Genomic DNA, 23,487 nt, shown 5'->3' on the forward strand with positions numbered 1-23,487 from the left:
TGTTATTATTCAGGTATTAAAGTATATGATCTCACCCAATCGTAGTAAGTTGTATTTTTAGTATCGTCTGCTAATTCCTCTGGAGTAGGAGGTGTCTCCCAATGATAAGTTTCAGTTACTAAGTGCATATACATTTCTCTATTAAAAGGCTTATCTGTGAAAAATGTACTAGGGTTCATTGTAAATTGATATTCACCATCTAAGTATATTTTTACAGTATTAGCATCTACCCACCAACAGCCATATACATGATAGGCTTCATTGGCAGGTGGTTCTATATCGGTTACTTTACCGCCAGCTGACTTTACAATTTTTTCTCCGTTACAGTCTCTATGAAATATATGTGTGTTGGAGTGGAGTTTAGTTCTGAAATCAAAACCTCTTTTTTGATGTCCTACAACTTCCACAATATCCAATTCTAGTTGCTCAAAAGGGCATTCTTTTGATATCGGTTTGTTTTTTAACCAAAAAGTGGAGGACATTGAGATACTTGATGCTTTCATACGAGTTTCGTAATATCCATAAAAGGCATCTTTTGCAACTGATGCTACGGCACCACCTGCTATATTATATTTCTTGTCTCCTTTTAAGACTGAATTTTTAATTTGTAGATTTCCATTCTTTACAGATACGGAATAAGCTCTAAACGTAGCTGGAGGCCTTCCATGTACCCAGTAGGGGGATCTGTCATACCATTTTGTTTTATCTAATTTATTTTCATTGAATTCGTCCGAAAACTTCTCATTCTTAATCCATTTATATCCTTCGGGAGCCTTGGGTGTTTGTGCCTGAAAAATACTTGGGATCATTAATGAAATTAAAAAAAATAGAGTTCTTATCATTGTATGGATTATTATTGTGTTCTCAGCTCAAAAACGGAGATTTATGAATTATAAACAGTATTTGCGTTTAAAGAATTAGTGTTGATATTTCTTTTAAATCGAGCAAATACAAAGTTACTTTATAGCTATCCTTGATATGAAGAACATATGTTTTAAATGGTAGAACGAATGTGTTTTACTTAAATTTATTTCTAATCCATTTACGAGTAGGGGTTTCAATATATTTAAAAGATAAATAACCGATGAGAATTACTGTAAGAATGAACACAGCGAAATAAATTCTAGCCTCAGAAAGGCTACTATTAAATGGTCTTAGCAGACCATTTACTTTTTCTTCCCTATCCAGCATGAAGTAAAAGCGTACTAAATTTATTATAAACATATGCCATATGTAAATAGAAAAAGACCAATCGCCTAATTTTCTTAGTATTTTAAATGAATAAAATTTATCAATAGATGGGCCTCCATAGGCTGATGACAATATGATCATCATAAATATAGAAACAGTAATGGTGTCATACCATAAGTTCATAGATACAATACTGAGTAATAATAAAGCAATGAATATCCAACTTTTAGAGAACACGTTTTTAAATGTTGATGCTTTATAAACCTGCCAAACTATCATTCCTGCAATGAATCCAACAATGCCTCTAAGTGTTCCCCAATGCCAGTTTACATCTAGGTCTTTTTTATTTGGGTTTGGGGGATAGGTTAAGAATGGTTGTAGTGGAGCAAGTACAAATTCAATAAAAAACCAAAGTAGTACAACTACCATTAACCCTAAAAACCATTTTTTATATCCTATTTTTTTAAATAGAATAAAGGCAAATGGAAAGATCATATAGGCCCACCATTCTGCACTCAAACTCCATGCAGGCATGTTCCATGTAGCAAAATCGAAAATACCTACTGTTTCTAAAAATAGTAATTGAACAGGAATAGCGTCTAACCTATAAAGATGTTGGTTGAAATCACTTAACAATTCAAATTTTCCAACATATATATAAGCTATAAAAAGACACACTTCTGCTGTTAATACTAAAAAATGCAAGGGGTAAATTCTTGCGAATCTTGCTATTAAAAAGTTCTTATAATTTTTTTTTACAACTCCTTTGTCAAATATATCTTCATATACATAGCACATAATGAAACCACTTAAAATAAAGAATAGGTCAACCATTAGATATAATTTACCAATAAAATCGCCGTCTTTAAATGGAATTAAAGGACCTAGAAAAAAATGGAAGTGTAATAAAGCTACTAAAATAGCGGCGATGCCTCTTAAAGATGATAGGTTGTTTAAGTAAGGCTTCATGCTATTTTATAGGTGTTATTTTAAATGAAAAAGCATGTTTTCCTGTTGGTTTTTTAGGTAGTTTTATTTTTAAGCCTTCAGTGTCAGTTTTAAAATCTAAATGCCCTTCATGTCCTAACAATTCAATAGATGCTATTTCAGTTTTATACCATTCGTTCCCTTCTTTTAAAGTATGTATAACAAGTTCTTCTTCCTTTGGCCAATCTAAAACAATAGCATACAGAGTATCTCCTTTAGTTGTGAAACGAATATCTTTTGCTGTATTATCGACATTTTGGTGTTCGCTTAGATGGCCTTCTTTTACTTTGGCATCACCTTCACCATATATTTTGAAAGTTCTTGTACCATAAATAGCTTCACCATTTACTTCTAACCAAGCTCCCATTTCTAAAAGACGTTCTTTTACCGGTTCTGGGATTTCACCATTTGATTTTGGTGTTATGTTTAATAAAACAGCACCATTTTTACTAACAACATCAACTAAAAAGTCGATAAGCCTGTTGGTAGATTTATAATCAGGATCACTGATGTGTGACCATGATTTCCAGTCGATTGAATCGTCTGTTAGCCAAGGAAAATTTTTCTTTTCACTCATTCTAGAACGCTCCAGATCTAATACAGCTGTTCCGGGTTTAAAATCATGGAATTTGTAAGTGGCCACCACATCTTTTCCGCTTTTATCTGCCGCGTTATAATAGTGTTCTAAAAATTCTTTTCTATGGGTCTCACTAATAACATCCATTTTATTATCAAACCAAACTAAATCCGGATCGTATTTTTTAATGATTTCTTTTAATCTAGCTAGCCATTCATCATTAAATTTTTTGTCGGCCAGAGGGTAGTATTTCTTAACACCATTTTCAATGTCATGGTTGTTACGGGGCATTTGGTTGTCTCCCTTCTTTAATTTAGGGCCATATAAGCCAGCATATTTAGGGTTTGAAGCATCTGTAGTTTCATCCCAGGTTGGGTACCATCCAAATAACCACTGACGGTGGTAGGTAGCAATAAATTTCATATCCCGTTTGCGAATTTCTTTAGATAATTCACCCATAACGTCACGTTTAGGCCCCATATCTTTGGCATCCCATTGGGTTAGTTCGCTATCCCACATGGCAAATCCGTCGGCGTGCTCAGAAACTGGACCAGCAAATTTTGCTCCTGCTTTTTGAAATAGGTCAGCCCATTCTGCTGCATCAAATTTTTCTGCCTTGAACATTGGAATGAAATCTTTATATCCAAATTTATCAAGTGGTCCATATGTTTTTACATGATGGTCGTAAAAAATACTAGCTTTTCCATTTTTTGCCTCTGGATTGTCCTTATTTACATACATCCAGTGTGCATACCATTCATTTTCGAATTCTGGCACAGAATAAGGCCCCCAATGGCAGTAAATACCAAATTTAGCATCTAAAAACCATTCTGGAGTTTCATGTTGTTTTAGTGATTCCCAATCGGCAGTATATTTGGCTTCCGCTTTTGAAACTTCTACATCTTCTTTTTGTTTGTTTTCTTTACAAGCAAAAGAAAGTAATGCAACAAAGAGAATAAAAATTGATTTTTTAATAAATGTCATTTTATAATTAGTGCTGTTTTATAAAACACTAATTTATTTATTAAGTAGTATTCTTATTAGGTCATATGAATAATATTATACAACGTATGTTCAACTAAACTTATACACCAAATATTGAAAATAAGGTGTTTAATAGAAAAGAGATGTTATACACAAAGATTACAAACCTGCCATGTCTTTATGTTTTTTCGATAATTCTTTTAAGGATTTAATTTTTATATTTTTATAGAAGATTTCGGCAGCTTCAGACTGAATTTGTATCTTACCTTCGGTCATAGGAATCCACTTATTGTTTATTTTGGCTTGTGCATTTTTTACAACCATAACAACCTCATTATTTAATATATGAATGGCTATATTGTCATAGCAAATGAGTTCCATTGTATTCCATTTTCCATGTTGTTTTTCTGGGTCTCCGGGTTTATAACATCTGCCTGTTTCAAAACCATCACCCCAACCATAATCTATTAACGGTGCTTTTGGTGAAAAATAAAATTTGCCGTCTTTTTTGATACTAGGAGCTTGTGCTTTTACATTGTTATGGCCTATGGTTATAAAATCACCGCAATCGGTTTGTTGTACTTCACACTCTAAACTCGTCATCCAGACATTCCAGAAATCTGTATAATCACCAATACTGTGATAAAGAACCCCACTGTTTCTTTTTTTGTTTAAGCGTGGTTCCCATTTTTTATCACCCCATTTGAATTGCCATTTTAAATGATAATTTTTATAAGATTTTTTTGTTACAAGTCCTGCAAAAATCTCTCCCGAAATTTTTAAAACCTGTGTTCCGTTTTCTTCAATAATAGTAAAAACCTTTTTTGGGTCTTTATTTAAACCAATTGGTGTGCCTTTGGTTACATCATCAAACTTTTCGTAGCCCTCAATTTCTGTTGAGCTGTGTGGAGCTCCCATAAAAATATCCCACTCACTTAATTTGTCTTCTAATAAATCATGCCAGGAGTTACTGGGTTTATTGGTGTTTTGTCCTATTAATTCATTCGTTGAAACCAGGATTAGGAAGTTAACAAGTAATAATAAGACTATTTTTTTCATAAACTATTATTCCTTATTTACACCCTTTGCAACATGTCTTTTCACATTCCAAGTTGTAAATCTTCTAATATATTGATAATCCGAAGTTTTATATTCATGCGTTAATCCCCATCTTAAAATTTCTGTTGGGTTCTTGTCATTATCTGCAGTTCTATTTAAACCAATAGCATGTGGCGCACCTTTAATAACACTTTTAATTTCAAAATTAATACCGTCTGGAGCCCATTGTACCGTATTTTTTTCAGGACCATCGGTTGTTATTAAAGAAGCTATCCCTTCCTTATAGGGCCAAACACAAATTTCATGACCACTATTGCTAATGGGATTGTAAGGTGATTTTATATAGGGCCCTTTTGGATTATCTGCTATAGCTACACCATGTCTAATTTGACGCCCACCAAAAGTAATGGCTTCCCCCATTTGTTCACCTTTGTAATACAAATAAAATTTCCCATTGTAGGGTAAAATACAAGGGTCATGGACTTTATGACTATCAAAATCTCCTTTTTTCTCTACAGCGAATCTATTTTGGACTTCACCTTTCCAAATTCCATTATCCGCAGGGCTTAATATAGGTTCTTCACTTTTGGTCCATGGACCATTTGGAGAATTTGACCATGCCAAACCAATTTGATTCTTAACCCTAATATTATAAGGCGATTTTACCGTTTGATAGCATAAATAGTACATGCCTTCATGCTCCATAATTTCAACTGTAAAAACAGAACGATCATCATAAGCGCCTTTTTCACCACGAGCCACTGCTAACCCTTCTTCTTTCCATGTCCATCCATCTTCTGAGGTAGCGTACCAAATATCACATCGATCCCAAGGAAACACCTTCTCATTTTCTATATCGCCTCCGAAGCCTTGAGAAGGTCCAGTACTTTTGCTATACCAAACATAATATTTGCCATCATGTTTAATCATGGCACTTGGATCTCTTCTAACAACACCTTCTTCATATGCCAAATCACCTTTTAAGTCTTCAACTTCGTGTTCGAAAAACCAATCATTACCTAAATCTGTTGGCCATTTTAAAGCTCTCTTAGAGGCTGCACTTAACGTATCTTTATTAGTAATGCCTAAAAAGTCAAGTTGTTCATCAGAAATTTCCATTTGATTACTTTCTTTTATCGATTCTTTTTTTTCTTTATTGCAGGAAATTAATGAGATTCCCAGAGATGCTAATAATATGCATGACATTTTTTTCATCTTAATCTTTCTTATTTATTAAACGGCTCCGTTTCCAATGGCAACTATTATAATACCACTAACCATACAGATTAAGCTTAAATACAAGTATTTCTTTGCCTTAGAAGACGCATTGATCCATTCTTTAGTTATAATCCCACTTACAATGGCTGTTACTACACATGAGGTATTAAATATGGCATACCCAACAGTATTTCCGCTTTCTCCCAATTTAAAAGCTGCAAATGCAAATAAGGCTGAAGCTGCATAGTGAAACACCGCCATGATTAAAATAAGCACAAAGTTTTTACCAAATGCAGGCGTTTTAAAATCTCTCCATGCTTTTTTCTGAGATAATTGCCATAAAAAATAAGCTGTCATTACAATCCCCCCGCTTAAAAAAATAGGAAACATAACAGCTACTGCGGTAACCCATTCAGGGTTTCCAGCTGCCTGACAAACTTCATGTAAATAGGGTCTTCCAGCAGCATTAGCATAAGCAAATCCTGTAGCAAGCAAACCGCCTATCACAGCAATTAAGATTCCTGTAACCATGGCTCCTTTACCTTCTTTCTTTTCGCTAGCATCTGCTTCATCTTTCTCTCTAATCAATCCTGCTTTACCATTGGCAAAAACACCTATTAAAACGACTCCCAAGCCAATTAATATGGTAATTAAGACATTGTTTGCTGGTAAACCTTCTTCCAAATACGGTAGTAAGGAACCTACTAATATTATAGTTCCTATAAATAATGAAAAGCCTAATGATAAACCAATATGATTGATGGCTTTACTCCACATCATTACACCAATTCCCCAAAGGAAACTTGTTAGCCCCATTTTTATCCAAATATCGGTAGGCATGTTGCTAAAAATATCTCCAAAACCATTGATTAAAGTCATTGAAGCAATAATGGGAACAACAAACATGGTTAGTAAAAAGAATAAACTCCAAGTGTTTTCATACTTAAAATCTTTTGTGAATTTTTCAGGGAGTGCATATAATCCCAACATTAATCCTGCAAAAACTGCTAATAATACACCTTCAATCATAATTGTTTGGTTTTAGTTATAAAATGGTTTTATTTCCATCCAAATTTAAAGATGGTTGTACTCTTAAACGCTTCTTCAGCCTTGGTTATTGACTTTGGCGAGTTCTCTATATTTGGTCCGTTTTGATAGCGATGTGTTTCGCAACAAAACCCTCTATATTTTCCGTATTGTTCTCCGTTTTCTCTTTTTATGGTATCTGAAGTATATTTTCCTGTATACAAAAGCATACATGGTTCGGTAGAAAAGACTGTTAAACTTCGTCCTGATTCTTTTGAAATAATTGAAGCGACTTGATTTAATTTGAAATCAGGGTTATCGAAAACATAAAAATGCTCAAATCCATCTCCCATGTCTTTATGGACGTTTCCAATTCTTTTACCTTCTCTTAAATCATCTGCTTTGCCCGAGACATTTATAATTGTACCTGTTCCTGCGCCTGTTTCGTCCATTTCTTGCCGCTTATTGGTATTTACAGTTACAATATGATCTTCAACAGTACCTGAAAAAGCATCTAAATTAAAATAAGTGTGGTTAGTTAATGATAGAGGAGTGTCTTGATCTGGTATAGCATGGTAATCAATTTTTAATTCGTTTTCTGGAGTTACTGTGAATAACACCGACACTTCTACATTTCCAGGGTATCCTTCTTCTAAATCTTTACTCGTTAAATGCATTTTTAGCGAGTTATCATCTATAATTTCGACTTCCCATATTTTTTTATCAAACCCTACTGTGCCTCCATGCAAATTATTATTTCCACAATTTGATGCTAATGTATATGCTTTGCCGTTTAATGAGAATTTTGCATCTTTAATTTGAGAGCAGTAGCGACCAACGGTGCTTCCAAAATAGGGTGAGTTTTCAACATAGTCTTTTCCAAAATATCCTTCAAGCGTGTCAAAACCACAGGCAATGTTTTCTAATTCCCCTTTTGAATTTGGAATGATTAACGAGGTTATGGTTGCCCCGTAGTTCGTAATTTTAACTTCCATTCCATTTGCATTTTTAAGCGTAAATAGGTCTATGTTTTGGTTGTTATAAATACCAAATTTGTTTTTAGTAATTCCCATAATTAATTCATTATTAAACTTTAAAAGGATTTAATTTTTCCCAATTAAAAATAACACCAACTCCAGGATAATCAGGAGCTACCGCTTTGTGATTTTCAACGACCAATGGTCGCGTTGTATATTCATCAATAGGAAAACTGTGTACTTCTAACCAACCTGCATTTGGTTGTGATGATACTAAACTTACATGCAATTCTTGCATGCCATGTGAGCAAGCTGGAATATTGTGTTTTGCTGCTAATTTAGCAGCAGCCAACCAGCCTGTTACACCACCACAGTTTGAAGCATCAGGTTGTACAAACGATAATTTTGCATCTTCCATGGCATATTCAAATTCGTGAATGGTATGCAGATTTTCACCCATTGCCAAAGGAAACCCTGTTTTTTCAACGATCTCTCCATAGCCTTTATAATGATCAGGAATGATGGGTTCTTCAAACCAGGTAATGTTGTATTGCTTGAAGCCTTCAATAGCTTTGATGGCTTTTTCTATAGTCATAGAATAATTGGCATCAACCATAAAAGTAATATCTGGTCCAATGCATTCGCGAACAGCCCGGATACGCTCTAAATCTTCTTCTAGATTGTCTTTTCCTATTTTAATTTTTACTGCATTATATCCATTGGCTAAATAACCTTTTATATTGTTTAGAAGTTTCTCTAATGGAAACATTAAATCGATACCGCCGCAATACGCTTTACAGGTATTATTTGCACCTCCGGCTACTTTCCAGAGGGGCAACCCTAATAGTTTACATTTTATATCCCAAAGTGCTATATCTACTGCTGAAATTGCAAATGACGCAATACCACCCCGTCCTACATAATGCACATGCCAACCTAAAAAGTCGTAAATACCATCAATATCTGTCCCGTCTTTTCCAATTAAAACATTAGCAAAGTCATGTTCTATCATGGCTTTTATAGCATGCCCTCCTTTTCCACCGGTATAGGTGTATCCTGTCCCTTCTTCCCCATTTTCTAAGGTTATGGTAGTTGTAATTAATTCAAAATGATAGTGATCACCATGTTTAGCGTCAGACATTACCTCAGGTAATGGAACGACAAATAGCTTAACATCTATTTTTGAAATTTTTGTATTCATTTATTTTTTAATATTTTATTTTAATCTAGCAAGAATTTTAACTGGTTTAATTGCAGATTCTATACTTCTTTTTTACTTATCCTTCTGAGGTGTCTTGTCGCTCATGCTTTTCTTATCGACATGACAAAATACTGTTTATTAGAAATATAAGCATTATTTGTCTATTGAAATTCACATCGAATTCACGTTATTTAGAACTGTTTTCTTGTGTATCTTTAACATAAGCAACTCCAATTTTAATTATGCTTTATGTTTAATGTAAAAAGTTTTCTTTTCTAAATATTGTTCAAATCCATATTTACCATCTTCTCCACCAGAGCCAGATAGTTTATAGCCATTATGGAAACCTTGATGTTGTTCACCATGACCTCTATTTACATAAATTTCACCGTATTCTAACTCTTCATTACATTTCATAATGGTGTTCATGTTATTGGTAAATACCATTGCTGCCAACCCATACTCACAATCATTAGCATAGCCCATGACTTCATCAAAAGAATTAAATTTTAAAACTGGTAAAATTGGTCCGAATGATTCTTCATGGACAATAGTCATATTTTGGGTAACGTTCGTTAAAACTGTAGGTTCAAACCAGTATCCTTTTTCAAATTCGGTACCTTCTGGTCTTTTTCCACCAGTGGCAATTGTGGCACCTTCTTCAACACTTACTTTTACTAAATGCTCCATATGCTCTAACTCATTCTTGTTTACTTTTGGCCCCATATCTGTTTCATCCAACATCGGATCACCAACTTTTAAAGCTTTTGTTTTAGCTATGAATTTTTCCATAAAAACGTCATAGACATCTTCATGAACATACATACGCTCGTTACAAGTACATACTTGTCCGCAGTTATCGAAACGAGAGTGTAAAGCCGAATCTACTGCAGCATCAATATCGGCATCTTCAAATACAATAAAAGGTGCTTTTCCACCTAGTTCTAATTGAACATGTGTTAAGTTTTTAGCTGCATTTCGGGCAATTTGCTGACCAACCGGAGTCGAGCCTGTCATAGTTACCATTTTAGTAATAGGGCTTTCTACTAATGCATTACCCATGGCTTTACCTGGTCCGGTTAAAATATTAATGACACCAGCCGGAATTCCAACTTTGTTGGCTAAATTCCCTAGTTCTAAAGTTGCTAAAGGCGTTTCAGAAGTAGGTTTGATTACAAGTGTATTCCCTGCAACTAGAGCAGGACCTAATTTTCTGCCTGCCAATGCTAATGGGAAATTCCAGGCAGTAATGGCTACAACAACTCCACGAGGTATTTTTTGAATCCAAATTTGTTCATTTGGATTATCGGAAGGGATGATGTCGCCTTCAATTCTACGGGCTCCTTCGCATGCATATTCAATAAAAGAAGCAGTAACTGCAACTTCCATTTTTGCAACTTTTAAAAGTTTCCCTTGTTCTTTAACTAATAACTCAGCTAAATAATCTGAATTTGCTTTAATTTCATTAGCTAGTTTGTATAATAAATCGGCTCTTGAACGTGCTGGTAATTTTTTCCAGTCTTTTTGAGCTTTTTCAGCAGCTTCCAGAGCTTCGATAGCTTCTTTAGAAGTACCATTTTGCACTCGAGCTACAAGCTCTTCAGTTGATGGGTTTATAATATCAATAGTTTCACCTGAAGTTGAAGTTTTCCATTTCCCATCAATAAATAATTTGTAATCTTTCATATTGTTTTATCAATTTTTATTCGACTTGAATTTGCAGACTGGCATCTTCGAGGCCTTTACTTTTTGCAATGATTTGAACGTCTCCAACTTTATCAGTTGTTTGTATAATTAATAGTGTTTTTCCGTTATGTGTTGTGCTTTTGTTAGATTGAAACTTTTCAACACTTTTTATCCAGCCACTATCTACTCCTAATAGCTTGGCATTTCCTTTAATTTCAAAAGCAATTTCTTTATTATCTGTTTTTACTGGATTGCCTTTATCATCTATTAGTTGAGCAATGATATGTGATACATCATTATTATTAGCCTTTAGTTTTATTTCTTTAGAGGAAAGTTTAATTTTAGTTGCTTTTCTTGCTGTAATAATTTCTGATGTGATTTCTGTACCATCTTTTATTCCTTTAGCTACTAGTTTGCCATCTGTGAAAGGCACTCCCCATTTGTAAATATGATCTTCAAATTCTGATAATGTCCTTTTTCCTAAAGATTTATCATTTAAAAAGAGTTCAATCTCTTCGCAATTTGAGTATATGGCTACGGCAATCATATCATTTAAATTATAGTTCCAATGATCATTTTCATCCTGCCATTCCCATAATGCGCGTTTCCATTTTTCGGGATCTTTAGCTACAATTTGCTTTTTGTCATTTATTATATAAAGAGATTTTTCAATATTTTGAGTGGCTATTTTTATATGAGGTTCATCATGCCACAAGGTTTTCATCATATGGTAAGATCCTCTAGGGAAACCAGCGGAGTTTAATAAACCGGAAGGTTGTACACGCACTGGCCAAGGGTCTCTAATTTCACCCATATAATCTATTCCAGTCCATAAAAAAGTGCCCGATATAAATGGACGTTCCATTACAGCTTTCCATTCATGGTATTGTCCTAAATTTTCTGTACCCATAATTGGTTTGTCTGGGTAATTTTCATGTCCGTAGTCATATAAAACTCTTCTATAACTATAACCTACAACATCAAGAGCATCCGTATAACCTGATAAATGACTTGCAGATGGTAATATGCAGTTGGCAGTTATGGGGCGGGTAGTATCTAATTCTTTAGTCCATTTAGATAATTTTTGAGCCGTTCTGCCAATATCATATTTACCACTTGGAATAGCATCTAATTGCTCTTTAATTTTTTCTGTAGTGTATGGCGGTTCTGACCAAAAATAATTACCACTCCACTCCATATTATTAAAAAAACCTGTTGCAGCAGCATTTTTTGGATAGGTCCATTCAATTTCATTACCAATACTCCATTGAATAATGGAAGGATGATTACGGTGGCTTCTTACAGTGTTTTTTAAGTCTGTTTCTGCCCACTTTTGAAAGTGTTCACCATAACCTCGGGTTATATAATCTGTACTTTTGCTTTCTCCTTTATTATGACGTTTGTCTTTGGGGTTATCCCACTCATCAAAAAATTCATCTTGAACCATGATTCCCATTTCGTCGCATAAATCTAAAAACTCTGAAGACGCAGGGTTATGTGAAATTCTTACAGCATTACAGCCACCATCTTTTAAAGTTTGTAATCTACGCTTCCAAACCCCTTTTGGTACGGCTGCCCCTACTAGGCCACCGTCATGATGTAAACAAACGCCTTTTATTTTCATGTTTTCTCCATTTAAGAAGAATCCTTTATTGGCGTCAAACTTAATACTTCTAATACCAAAAGTGGTTTCATAAGTATCTAAGGTTTCATTGTCTTTTATAATGGAAGTAATGGCTTTATAAAGGTTTGGGGTTGTTGTATTCCATAGTTTTGGATTTTCAACTTGAATGGTTTGAGTGATTTGATTTGTCGAGTTCTCTTTTATATTAGAATTAGTTGAGGTTGATTTTATTTCAACATTATTATTATCTATTATTACTGTTTTAACTTTGATATTGGATTCGGTAGAAAGGTCATTTTGTACTGTTATATCTAGTTGTATCGTAGCGTTTGTTTTAGATACTTTTGGGGTTGTTATAAAGGTGCCCCAGATAGGAATGTGTACTTTGTTTAAAGATATTAGATCCACTTTTCTATATATACCTGCTCCGGTATACCAACGGCTATCTGCATATCTGCTATGGTCAATTTTGACTATTACTTCATTGTTCTTTCCGTTTTGATTAAGATGTTTTGAAATATTGAAATAAAAGGGAGAATAGCCATATGGGTGAAACCCTAATTTCTTATTATTTAGCCATATTTCACTGTTGTTATATACCCCGTCAAAATGTAAATAAACAACGTTTTTATTATTAGGTTCGGTATCAAATGTTTTTTTATAATAACCATAACCTTTACTTTTCAAATATCCAGTGGCAAGAGCGTCTTTGGCAAGTGTTGAATCAAATTCATTTTCTATAACCCAATCGTGAGGCAGGTTTATATTTTTAAATTTTGAAGCTGTGATTTTTTTTACGTCGAGGTCTTCTTGCGATAAATAGAAATTCCAATCGGAGTTGAAATCTTTGTTTTTTGAATGATTGTCAAATGTATTAGAATTGCAACAATATGCTAGAATTGCTATAAATAAGATTTGAATTGCTTTTTTCATTTAGATCATTATGTGATACATTACAAAAATGTCAAATTTGTGCGTTTTTTTTATGTTTTTAAACTAGATATTAACTGTACAAAGCATTATTTTTTGGGTTTTATGTAATATTAACTTTAGATTTTGTTTTTGTTTTTCAACAAATTGATTTTTAGTTTTTTATGTTCTATTTTTGGTTGTTAGATTCAGTTTTGATAGTTTTTTTATGTGAGTTTTTTTTTAAAGTATAAACTAGAATCTATATTTGTCATAGACATAATATATGAATTATGAAGTTTTATTTTCTAAATGTTTTATTTGTTTTTTTATCTTTTTTTAATGGCTATGCTCAATCTTTTGAAACACTAACAAATGAACAAATAAAAGAAAAGGCTTTAAAACTTAAGTTTATTAACCCAGACAGTGCGGTATATTTTTTTGATAAAGGGTATCAAAAAAATTTAAAATCAAAAGACACACTTCAGGCCATAGATTTTTTAATTGAACTTTCAAGTGTTTATGCACATACGGTTAATTATGTTAAATCTTATGATGGCTATTGGGAGGCTTTATTATTGGCAGATATGTCTAAAGATTCTATTTCTAAGCCTAAAATTTACGAAGGATTGGGGTGGTTGTACAGTTTTTATAAACGTGATTCAGAGTCTTTGAAGTATATTAATTTGGCCTTGAAGTTAAATAAGGAACTGTCTAAAAATAATAAAGATGTAGATAGTGAGATTTTGAGCAACTACTTTTCTTTACTGAATTTCTATAGAGTGAGGGAGGATTATAAAATGGCTAAGATTTATTTGGACAGTTGTTATCAAGTAAAAACTAAATGGAGAAAAAATTTCTATCTTGAGGTTGAGTCAGGTTATTTAGATGCCATTGATGGTAATTATGATCAGGCTATTAGAAAAATAAAAGAAGCTAAGTCCTTTTTTGAAATTAGTGATCGTTCATATTTAATGATTGTTCATGCCCTCTTGGGAGATATTTATGCTAGGATGGACAAAATAAATTTGAGTATTTTTCATAATAAGAAATCTTTGCAATTATCTGAAGAGCTCAAAAGTCATTCTAATTATAAATTAAAAGTATATAAATCTTTAAGCGAATTATATCAACATAACGGAAATATAAGTGAAGCTTATAAGTACTTAAAAAAAGAAAAAGCCCTAAATGATGCCGTTTTTGGAGGTAAAAGTGTTAATAATCAATATTTATTAGGAATAAAAGATAAATATCGATTAGAAAAAGATAAGCAGGAGAATGTCCTTAAACAGCAAAGAATAACCCAATTGGAGCAGGAGGAAAAAATTTATTTTTTACAAAGAATTATACTTTTTGTTATTATCGTTTTTTTAGTCCTTTTTGGGTATTTATTTGTTCGATATATAAGGAATAAGCATAAAATAGAGAAGAAAATATTAAAAGAGAAGCAAAAACTAAAACTTCAAAAACAAAATGAAATATTAGAATTAAAAAACAAAGAATTAACAGAATCTGCTTTAAGGTTGATTGAAAAGGATGAATTTATTTCAAGTATAAAAAAGGAATTGAGTCATCAAGCAGAGGGTTTGGTAGATGTGAATGCTATTAAAAGGTTACTGCGATCTGTTCAAGGAACACCCGATAGTAATTGGAAAGAATTTGAAGCAAGATTTACTAGCATTAATCAAAAATTCTATAAAAAGTTAAAAAAATTATACCCAAATTTAAGTGCAACAGATCAAAAAATATGTGCCCTTGTTAAATTGAATTTTCCAAGCAAAGGCATGGCAAAGTTGTTAGGTATTTCTGTTGAAAGTGTTCATACTTCCAGGTATAGGTTGAGGAAAAAATTAGGTTTGCAGCGCAATCAGAATTTAGAGGAAGTCATAAATAAAATTTAATAAAAAAAATTACAAATTTTTCAAAATTATTTCAAAAGACAATATCTCGATTTGTAATTAATACTCGTGCCAGGACTTACTTTACTTGCGATGTCATTTAAATATATCTGAATGTTGCTGGTTAACCTGTCTGTCGGTAGCTACAGTGTCCCCACATCTTTAAAAAGATTCATTATTTACTTTTCTTTGTTCGTCCAAAGAAAAGTAACAAAAGAAAAGACGCCCCTTCGATAGGAATTTCTTCTCTCTTAAGATCGAGAAGAACCTAGCACAAAACTTCGACGTCGCGTCAATGCGCCATCCAATGCTATGCTCCTGGGTTTCGAAGCTTTTGTCCTTTATTCTTACGAAGGGTCGGGGCTTGCCTAATGGTCATTTCTTAACGAGCACCTTAAACACCTTTTTAAATCTTAAAAATTATCTATTTAGGTGGGAACGAGCTGTTAAAGGAGAGGGCTAAACGCCACGCCTCTGGAGGTTTTGTGGGTTCACCGTAGCGGTAGACAGGGAATCCCATCCTTATGAGATTTCTCGTCACTCATACTTCGCTCTTTCGAAATGACAAAGATTTGAAAATCATTGATTTAATGTTGGTTTATGTTAGAATTAATCATTCCAGTGTTCATCAATAACTTTTTGAATATGTGGATATTTTTCTCCATCTTCTTCATTAAGTTCTTTTCGTTTTGCAATAAGTTGTTCCTTTAAGTTGGCTATAATATCTTTGTAATTAGGGTCTTGGTATGCATTATTCATTTCCTCCGGGTCTTTTGTTAAATCGTAAAATTCCCAGGCAGGTGGTGTATGCATAGTAAATCTATTACCCCAACTTTTTTTATTCCATTCAGCTTCTGGATCATCTGTATCTACCCAGTATTTTCCATAAAAGAAAATGAGTTTATATTCTTTAGTTCTAATACCAAAATGTGCAGGATTGGCATGGGCATGTGCCATATGCATCCAATATCTGTAATAGGTAGATTGCTGCCAATCTTTAGGTTCTTTACCGGTTTCTAAAATATGTTTAAAACTATGGCCTTGCATTTGTTCTGGTGGTGTTCCGCCAGCCATTTCTATCAAAGTCGGTGCAAAGTCAGTATTATTAATAATGGCATCCGTTCTGGTTCCCGCTTTTATTTTTTCGGGATATCTCACAAAGAAAGGCATTCTTAAAGACTCTTCGTACATCCAACGTTTATCTACGTAATCATGCTCTCCTAGCATAAAACCTTGATCTCCAGTATATACAATGATTGTGTTTTCATACAGTCCTTCGTCTTTTAAAAACTGAATCATTCGAGCAACATTATCATCAACTCCTTTTACACATCGTAAATAACGTTTTAAAAACTCCTGATACGTGGCATGTGTATATTCTTTTTCAGACATTAACTCATGGATTTTGTGTGTCGGATTGAATTCAGGATCAGAATATTTTAAAGATTCTTTATTCCAGGTTCTCATACCCTTATTTCTAATAATGTTTCGTCTGGAAACTGATGAGCCAATATCTCTTAGCAATTCTCCATTTTTACCACGTGTCGCTATAGAGCCATTATTCCCATTGTAATATAAACTTGCAGGTTCTGGTATGTAAGTGTCTTCTAAATAATCTTTATATCGAGGGGCGTATTCAAAATCGTCATGAGGTGCTTTAAATTGATACATTAAAAAGAACGGTTTATTAGGATCCCTTTTGTTTTTAAGCCAATTAATACTAATATCTGTAACGATATCCGAACTATGGCCTTTATATTGCTTTCCTTCGTAACTTTTGTCTGTAGAAGCCGCATAATGCATACCCGTTTCTGTTAACCAGGGGTCGAAATAAGATCCTTGTTGCCCATGATGCGTGAACACGTTATAATAATCGAAATTAGGTTGTGATTTTAAGTGATACTTGCCTATGAGGGCTGTTTGGTATCCTAATTTTTTAATTTCTATTGGGAGGTATTGATTTTCTGTGGGCAGTACACCTTCTAAATCTAAAACCCCATTTGCTTGGCTATGCTGTCCAGTTAAAATGGCGGCTCTACTTGGGGTACAAATAGAATTATTAACAAAACAATTATCAAAAATAAGTCCTTCGTTAGCTATTTTGTCTAAAGTAGGAGTTGGATTTAGTTTGGCTAGTCTGCTACCATAAATTCCAAATGCCTGTGATGTATGATCATCAGCCATGATATAAATAATGTTTGGTTTAGTCACAGAATTAGTTTTTGCTGCAGACTCTTTTTTTTGCGTATTTACACAAGAACTGTTTAGAAAAAAAAGAAAAATTGAAAAGCAGAGAATGAATACTTTGTTAATGGCCATTTTTTGAGTGTATTATTTCAATGTAAAAGTCGAACATTTATTTGATATTCATTAGAACATATTTTACAGATATTACCACAAATGTTTTTTTAAAGAAGTAATTTCTTTCTCTCCCATAAAAAAGATTTCTCTAACGCATATTGCGAGGTAATATTTGTAAAGTGTTTATTTTCTAATATAAGTGTTAAATTTAAAGTAAAATGATTCATTTTTTTTGTTTCTTGATCATATGGTTTGTTTATAAATTCATTTGTATTAAGAGATGGATTTTAATTTGGCAATCTTTGATTCAGCGTTACTAAAATTTTAAAATAATGATTAAGTATTACTTCGTATTTTTTGTGTTTGTGTTTTGTTCATGTCAATCTAAAAAAAAGGAAAGCAAAGCAGAGAAACCGAACATCGTCTTTATTTTCACCGACGATCAAACCTATTCGTCTATAAATGCTTTGGGCAATGATGAAATTATAACTCCTTCTTTTGATAAATTAGTTCATGAAGGAACAACATTTACACACGCCTATAATATGGGGGCTTGGAATGGAGCTGTTTGTGCTGCTTCCAGGGCTATGATTGTTTCCGGTAGATTTGTTTGGAGGGCAAATGAATTTAGACAGAATTGGGTTGATAATGATTCAAGTAGCTTTCAGAAAAGTTGGCCTAAGCTTTTGGAGTCCCAAGGGTATAAAACTTACATGACAGGTAAATGGCATGTAGATGCACCTGCCGAAAGGTTATTTAATAAAGTAACTCATGTTCGTCCGGGAATGCCTGATGATACATGGGAACATTTTGAAATGGTTGCGAAGTTTGATTCTTTATCAAAAGTAAAGAACGCAAATTCTGAAGATATTATGCCGAATGGATATAATCGACCTAAAAGTGAAAATGATACCACATGGTCTCCTTTTGATAAGTCCAAAGGAGGTTTTTGGCAAGGCGGTAAGCATTGGAGTGAAGTTGTAAAAGATGATGCTATAAAATTTATAGATGAAGCAAAAAATGATGATAACCCATTTTTTATGTATTTGGCGTTTAATGCACCTCATGATCCTAGGCAAGCTCCAAAAGAGTTTGTAGATATGTACCCATTAGAGAATATTTCTACGCCTAAAAGTTTTTTACCAGAATATCCATTCAGAAATGATATCGCCAATGGTAACGATTTAAGAGATGAAGCTTTGGCTCCATTTCCTAGAACAGAGTATGCAATAAAAGTTCATAAACAAGAATACTATGCTAGTCTAACTCATTTAGATAAACAGATTGGTTTGATTATTGATGCTTTAAAAAAGTCAGGAGAACTAGATAACACCTATATATTTTTAACATCAGATCATGGATTAGCCATGGGAAGACACGGATTATTAGGAAAACAAACGTTATTTGACCACAGTATTCGTCCGCCTCTTATTATAATAGGACCTGATATTCCTAAAGATAAAAGAGTAAACTCTGATGTTTATTTGCAAGATGTTATGGCAACGTCATTAGAAATAGCTGGTATTGAAAAACCAGACTATGTTGAGTTTAATAGTTTTTTGGATATAGCAAAGGGACAAACAAATAAAAGTAATTACAAATCAATTTATGGAGCCTATTTGGACGTACAACGTATGATAAGGAAAGATGGTTTTAAATTATTGGTGTTTCCTAAAATTAATAAGGTTCTTTTATTTAATTTAGAGGAAGATCCGGAAGAAATGAATGACATTGCAAATGATCCATTACATAAAGAAAAAATAAAGGTGTTATTTGAAGATTTAATGACATTGCAAAAAGAAATGGACGATTCGGTCGATTTACAACCTATTTATGAATTATTATAAACATAATCAATCATAACTAATCAGAAGAGGTGACGTGGTTATTATAAGAAAAATACGTTAAAAGTGAGGTATTTATAAGCTCTAAATCCTCTTTTATTTATATTTGATAAACAAATTATTCAAGGCTAAGGCATTTGCTCTATAGGCTCAACTCAAATAAAAACATTGAAGTATTAAAAGATGCCAGTTCTTCACCTTTTTTCTTATGGATATAGAGGAGCTAATGGCATTATTAAAATTATAATGAAACATTCCATGACCATTAAAAACAATACGCTTTTAGTATTCTTATTAATCTCCTTTAGTTTTATAAATGCACAACAAAATGATTGGGAGAACCCTGTTGTAAATCAAATTAATAAATTACCAGCCAAATCGACTTTTTATTCATACGAAAATGTAGATTTAGCAAAAGCGGGGATTCGAGAAAATTCAAAATTATTCAAGTCCTTAAACGGTGACTGGAAATTTAAATGGGTAGCTAAACCAGCAGATGCTTTAAATAGATTTGAAGAAAGTGATTTTGATGCATCAAATTGGAACACTATAGATGTTCCTTCAAATTGGGAAATGAGAGGTTACGGAAGACCGATTTATACTAATTCAACATATCCATTTTTTAGTGATTTTCCTTATATAAATCACCATGATAATCCGGTAGGGCACTATATAAAAACATTTAATGTTGATGAGTCATGGGATGATAAAGATATCATTCTTCATTTTGGAGGTGTATCTTCAGCTTTCTATGTTTGGGTAAATGGAGCGTTTATTGGTTACAGTGAAGATACCCGATTACCGTCTGAGTTCGATATTACTAAACATATAAAAAAAGGAGATAATAAAATAGCTGTTAAAGTTTATAGATGGTCTGATGGAAGTTATTTAGAAGCTCAGGACCATTGGAGAATGAGTGGTATAGAGCGTGAAGTTTATTTGCAAGCTTTGCCAAAAGTAAGATTATCAGATTTTGCGATTCGCACAGACTTGGATCAAAACTATGAAAATGCGTTACTTCAGATAAGACCGGAATTTATAGCTAACATAGAAAACAAATATGTTGAAAAGGTAGGACATTTTGGAGGAGCACCTTTGCATACAACGGTTGATGATTGGACATTGACAACACAATTAATTGATGCAGCAGGTAACCATGTTGGAGATGAAAATATCATGGAACTTAAGAAGTATTTTGGTGAGTTTTATCCGCAACGTAATAATGTATATTTTGGTTTGATTGAAACAGAAATAAAATCTCCTAGAAAATGGTCTTCAGACGACCCGTATTTATATACGTTATTATTTACTCTAAAGAATAATAAAGGAGATGTGATTCAGAGTACAAGTACAAAAGTTGGATTTAGAGAAGTTAAAATAAATAAAAAAGGACAGTTTTTAGTAAACGGAAACCCGGTTAAAATGATAGGTGTGAATCGTCATGACCATAATATGATTAATGGAAAAACGGTTTCTCGTGCAGACATGGAAAAAGATGTGCAGCTGCTAAAACAATTTAATTTTAATGCCGTAAGAACATCTCATTATCCTAACGACCCCTATTTTTATGATTTATGTGATAAATACGGATTGTATGTTATGGATGAAGCGAATTTAGAGACTCATGGATTGAGAGGTCAGTTGTCTAATGTTCCAGAATGGGGGAGTGCTTATTTAGAAAGAGCTATTAGAATGGTAGAAAGGGATAAAAATCACCCAAGTATTGTTATGTGGTCTTTGGGTAATGAATCTGGAACCGGGCCTAACCACGCAGCTATGGCTGGGTGGATTAAAGATTTTGATCCAACAAGATATTTACATTACGAAGGCGCTCAAGGAAATCCCAATATCACGAAAAACAAAATATATAATGATCCAGAGAAAGCAGGTTTAATAGATCTTCCTTGGGTAGATGTTATTAGCCGAATGTACCCGCATCCTGAAGAATTACAAAATTTAATAGAAAAGAGTTCAACTGATGGTCGACCTGTTTTGATGTGTGAGTATGCACATGCTATGGGAAATTCAGTGGGCAACATGAAAACGTATTGGGATTTAATTTATAACAATGATAGGGCTCTGGGCGGATACATTTGGGATTGGATTGATCAGGGTATTTTACAAAAAGATGAAAACGGAAAAGAGTTTTTTGCTTACGGAGGTGATTTTGGTGATGAGCCTAATTCTGGTTCTTTTTGTTTAAACGGAATTTTAGCAGCAGATAGAACGCCAAAACCCGAAATTTATGAATGTAAGAAGGTAAATCAGCCCGTTGTTATTTCTGTATCTGATGCGTTAAAAGGAGGATTTAAAGTGCGTAATAGACACCATGCTGTAGATTTATCTAGATACGATTTAGAATGGACACTTACTGAAAATGGGATTGTGATTCAAAAAGGAATTATACCAACGTTAAAAACAAAACCTTATGAAACGGATATTATCAATATCGGTTTTAAAAAACCTAAATTAAAAATTGGTAGAGAATACTTTATCAATATTTTAGGTAAATTAAAAGAGAATACATTTTGGGAAAATAAAGGCTATGTAGTTTTTCAAGATCAATTTAAATTAAACTATAATGTTCCAGAAACTAAGGCTTTAACTAGTAATGCATCGCTTACGGTTAATGAAAGCGAAACTGCGATAACAATTAAAAATAAGTCCGTAGCACTTCAAATAAATAAATCTACAGGTTATATTAATTCATACAAGTCAAAAGGAGTAGATGTAGTTAAGTCACCATTAAAGTTAAACTTTTGGAGGGCCGAAACAGAAAATGATGAAGCTTATAGAGCTGCTTTAAAGTTATCGAAAGAACTTAAATGGATGAAAGCAGGAGATTTAATGAAAGTAAAAGATGTAGTAATAAATTCTGGTGAAAAAGGAAAAGTGATTGTTACTGTAAAAGGAAATATAGAAAGCCCAAAAACAGATGTTAATTTAGTTTATACCCTGTTGGGAAGCGGAGAAGTAAAGATTGATTACAACGTTGCTATAGATGAAAGCGCACCAAATGCAGCAAGAATAGGTATGACGTTCGATATATCTAATAGCTATGGAAAAAAGGTTACTTATTTTGGAAAAGGACCTCAAGCAAACTATCAAGATAGAAACTATGCAGCCGAGGTTGGGTTGTACTCAGCAAACGCAAAAACTATGAGTTATCATTATGCTTATCCACAAGAATATGGTAACCGTACCGGTACACGTTGGTTTAAAGTTTATAATGCTTCAGGTAATGGTGTATTAGTAAAGGGCGAAAACTTGTTAAACTTTAGTGTTGTTCCTCATAGTATTGAAAACCTTCAAGAAGCCAATCATATGAATGAATTAAAAGATAGAGAAGTCTTAACAGTCCATGTAGATTTAAAACAGATGGGTGTTGGAGGAAATGATACCTGGAGCTCAAGAGCACAATCACTGGAGCCTTATAGAATAAAACCAGGAACATACAAATACTCTTTTTATTTAGTTCCATTTGTTTCAAAAGTTAAAGTAGAGCGCATCAGGTTTTAACGCTTAAAAATAAAAATAGATGTTTTATTTTTTTTTGATCTACTTAACATGAGTTCGATATAAGTAATCACAATTATTACTTACAACCGACTAATATTCAGGGAAATGTCTCCTCGAGCGCAGTCCTGAGAGGTTCTTAAATGACTCCAAATTTCAATAGGTCTCGACTTTAGTTTATACTGAGCGCAGCCGAAGTACTCAACCTGACAATACATTAAATAGTTAAAAATCAAAATGTTACAAAAATATTACATCGAACTCACGTTACTTAGCATTAGTATCAGGTTGTGTACTATCTAAGCAAGTCGAAACACCAATTACATTGCCAAATAAAGAAACGATTTCTATTTCCTTTTCCCATGTAATTAGAAACACTATTCTTTAAAATATACTTAAATAACGTGAATCTTGGATAAGAAAATTTATGTCAGTTAGAGTGATTTTTGCAAAAAATCGTATCAAAAACCTGTCTGCGACAGGCAGGCA

At 33.2% G+C, this 23,487-nt stretch carries 14 protein-coding genes; 3 read left to right on the forward strand and 11 right to left on the reverse strand.

What is annotated here, in order from left to right; translation table 11 throughout:
* Window positions 1-5: 5 nt before the first annotated feature.
* From Q4Q34_RS12195 to Q4Q34_RS12240, 10 genes are all read right to left on the reverse strand, one after another.
* Window positions 6-809, reverse strand: coding sequence for a LamG domain-containing protein (locus Q4Q34_RS12195; protein WP_303316271.1), 804 nt, complete (start codon window positions 807-809; stop codon window positions 6-8).
* 208 nt (window positions 810-1,017) lie between these two features.
* Window positions 1,018-2,160 (reverse strand): acyltransferase family protein, encoded by a 1,143-nt coding sequence (locus tag Q4Q34_RS12200; protein ID WP_303316270.1) that lies wholly within the window; start codon window positions 2,158-2,160, stop codon window positions 1,018-1,020.
* Window position 2,161: 1 nt separating this feature from the next.
* Window positions 2,162-3,739, reverse strand: a complete 1,578-nt coding sequence (locus Q4Q34_RS12205) for an alpha-L-fucosidase (RefSeq protein ID WP_303316269.1) — start codon at window positions 3,737-3,739, stop codon at window positions 2,162-2,164.
* A gap of 159 nt (window positions 3,740-3,898) precedes the next feature.
* Window positions 3,899-4,798, reverse strand: a complete 900-nt coding sequence (locus Q4Q34_RS12210; RefSeq protein ID WP_303316268.1) for a 3-keto-disaccharide hydrolase — start codon at window positions 4,796-4,798, stop codon at window positions 3,899-3,901.
* 6 nt (window positions 4,799-4,804) lie between these two features.
* Window positions 4,805-5,917: a glycoside hydrolase family 117 protein gene (locus Q4Q34_RS12215; protein WP_408611553.1), complete on the reverse strand. Its 1,113-nt coding sequence runs from the start codon at window positions 5,915-5,917 to the stop codon at window positions 4,805-4,807.
* A gap of 114 nt (window positions 5,918-6,031) precedes the next feature.
* Window positions 6,032-7,045 (reverse strand): L-rhamnose/proton symporter RhaT, encoded by a 1,014-nt coding sequence (locus Q4Q34_RS12220; RefSeq protein WP_303316266.1) that lies wholly within the window; start codon window positions 7,043-7,045, stop codon window positions 6,032-6,034.
* A 29-nt stretch (window positions 7,046-7,074) separates the two neighbouring features.
* Window positions 7,075-8,115 (reverse strand): aldose epimerase family protein, encoded by a 1,041-nt coding sequence (locus tag Q4Q34_RS12225; protein WP_303316265.1) that lies wholly within the window; start codon window positions 8,113-8,115, stop codon window positions 7,075-7,077.
* Window positions 8,116-8,128: 13 nt separating this feature from the next.
* Window positions 8,129-9,220, reverse strand: coding sequence for a mandelate racemase/muconate lactonizing enzyme family protein (locus tag Q4Q34_RS12230; RefSeq protein WP_303316264.1), 1,092 nt, complete (start codon window positions 9,218-9,220; stop codon window positions 8,129-8,131).
* A 240-nt stretch (window positions 9,221-9,460) separates the two neighbouring features.
* Window positions 9,461-10,906 (reverse strand): aldehyde dehydrogenase, encoded by a 1,446-nt coding sequence (aldA, locus tag Q4Q34_RS12235; RefSeq protein WP_303316263.1) that lies wholly within the window; start codon window positions 10,904-10,906, stop codon window positions 9,461-9,463.
* Window positions 10,907-10,922: 16 nt separating this feature from the next.
* Entirely contained in the window at window positions 10,923-13,463 is a 2,541-nt protein-coding gene (locus Q4Q34_RS12240) for a glycoside hydrolase family 2 TIM barrel-domain containing protein (RefSeq protein WP_303316262.1), read from the reverse strand.
* Between the two features lie 269 nt (window positions 13,464-13,732).
* On the opposite strand from Q4Q34_RS12240, the gene Q4Q34_RS12245 reads away from it, so the two are divergent.
* On the forward strand, window positions 13,733-15,340 hold the full coding sequence (locus Q4Q34_RS12245) for a tetratricopeptide repeat protein (RefSeq protein WP_303316261.1): 1,608 nt from the start codon (window positions 13,733-13,735) through the stop codon (window positions 15,338-15,340).
* A 606-nt stretch (window positions 15,341-15,946) separates the two neighbouring features.
* Here Q4Q34_RS12245 and Q4Q34_RS12250 read toward each other — a convergent pair.
* Window positions 15,947-17,521 (reverse strand): sulfatase family protein, encoded by a 1,575-nt coding sequence (locus tag Q4Q34_RS12250; protein ID WP_408611554.1) that lies wholly within the window; start codon window positions 17,519-17,521, stop codon window positions 15,947-15,949.
* A gap of 449 nt (window positions 17,522-17,970) precedes the next feature.
* Between Q4Q34_RS12250 and Q4Q34_RS12255 the strand changes: the two genes are divergently transcribed.
* The gene (locus tag Q4Q34_RS12255) at window positions 17,971-19,485 is read left to right on the forward strand and encodes a sulfatase-like hydrolase/transferase (protein ID WP_303316259.1); all 1,515 of its coding nucleotides are present in this window, start codon (window positions 17,971-17,973) and stop codon (window positions 19,483-19,485) included.
* Window positions 19,486-19,665: 180 nt separating this feature from the next.
* Window positions 19,666-23,001, forward strand: coding sequence for a glycoside hydrolase family 2 TIM barrel-domain containing protein (locus Q4Q34_RS12260; RefSeq protein WP_303316258.1), 3,336 nt, complete (start codon window positions 19,666-19,668; stop codon window positions 22,999-23,001).
* The last annotated feature ends 486 nt before the right edge of the window (window positions 23,002-23,487 follow it).

The organism is Flavivirga abyssicola (assembly GCF_030540775.2).
GTDB lineage: Bacteria > Bacteroidota > Bacteroidia > Flavobacteriales > Flavobacteriaceae > Flavivirga > Flavivirga abyssicola.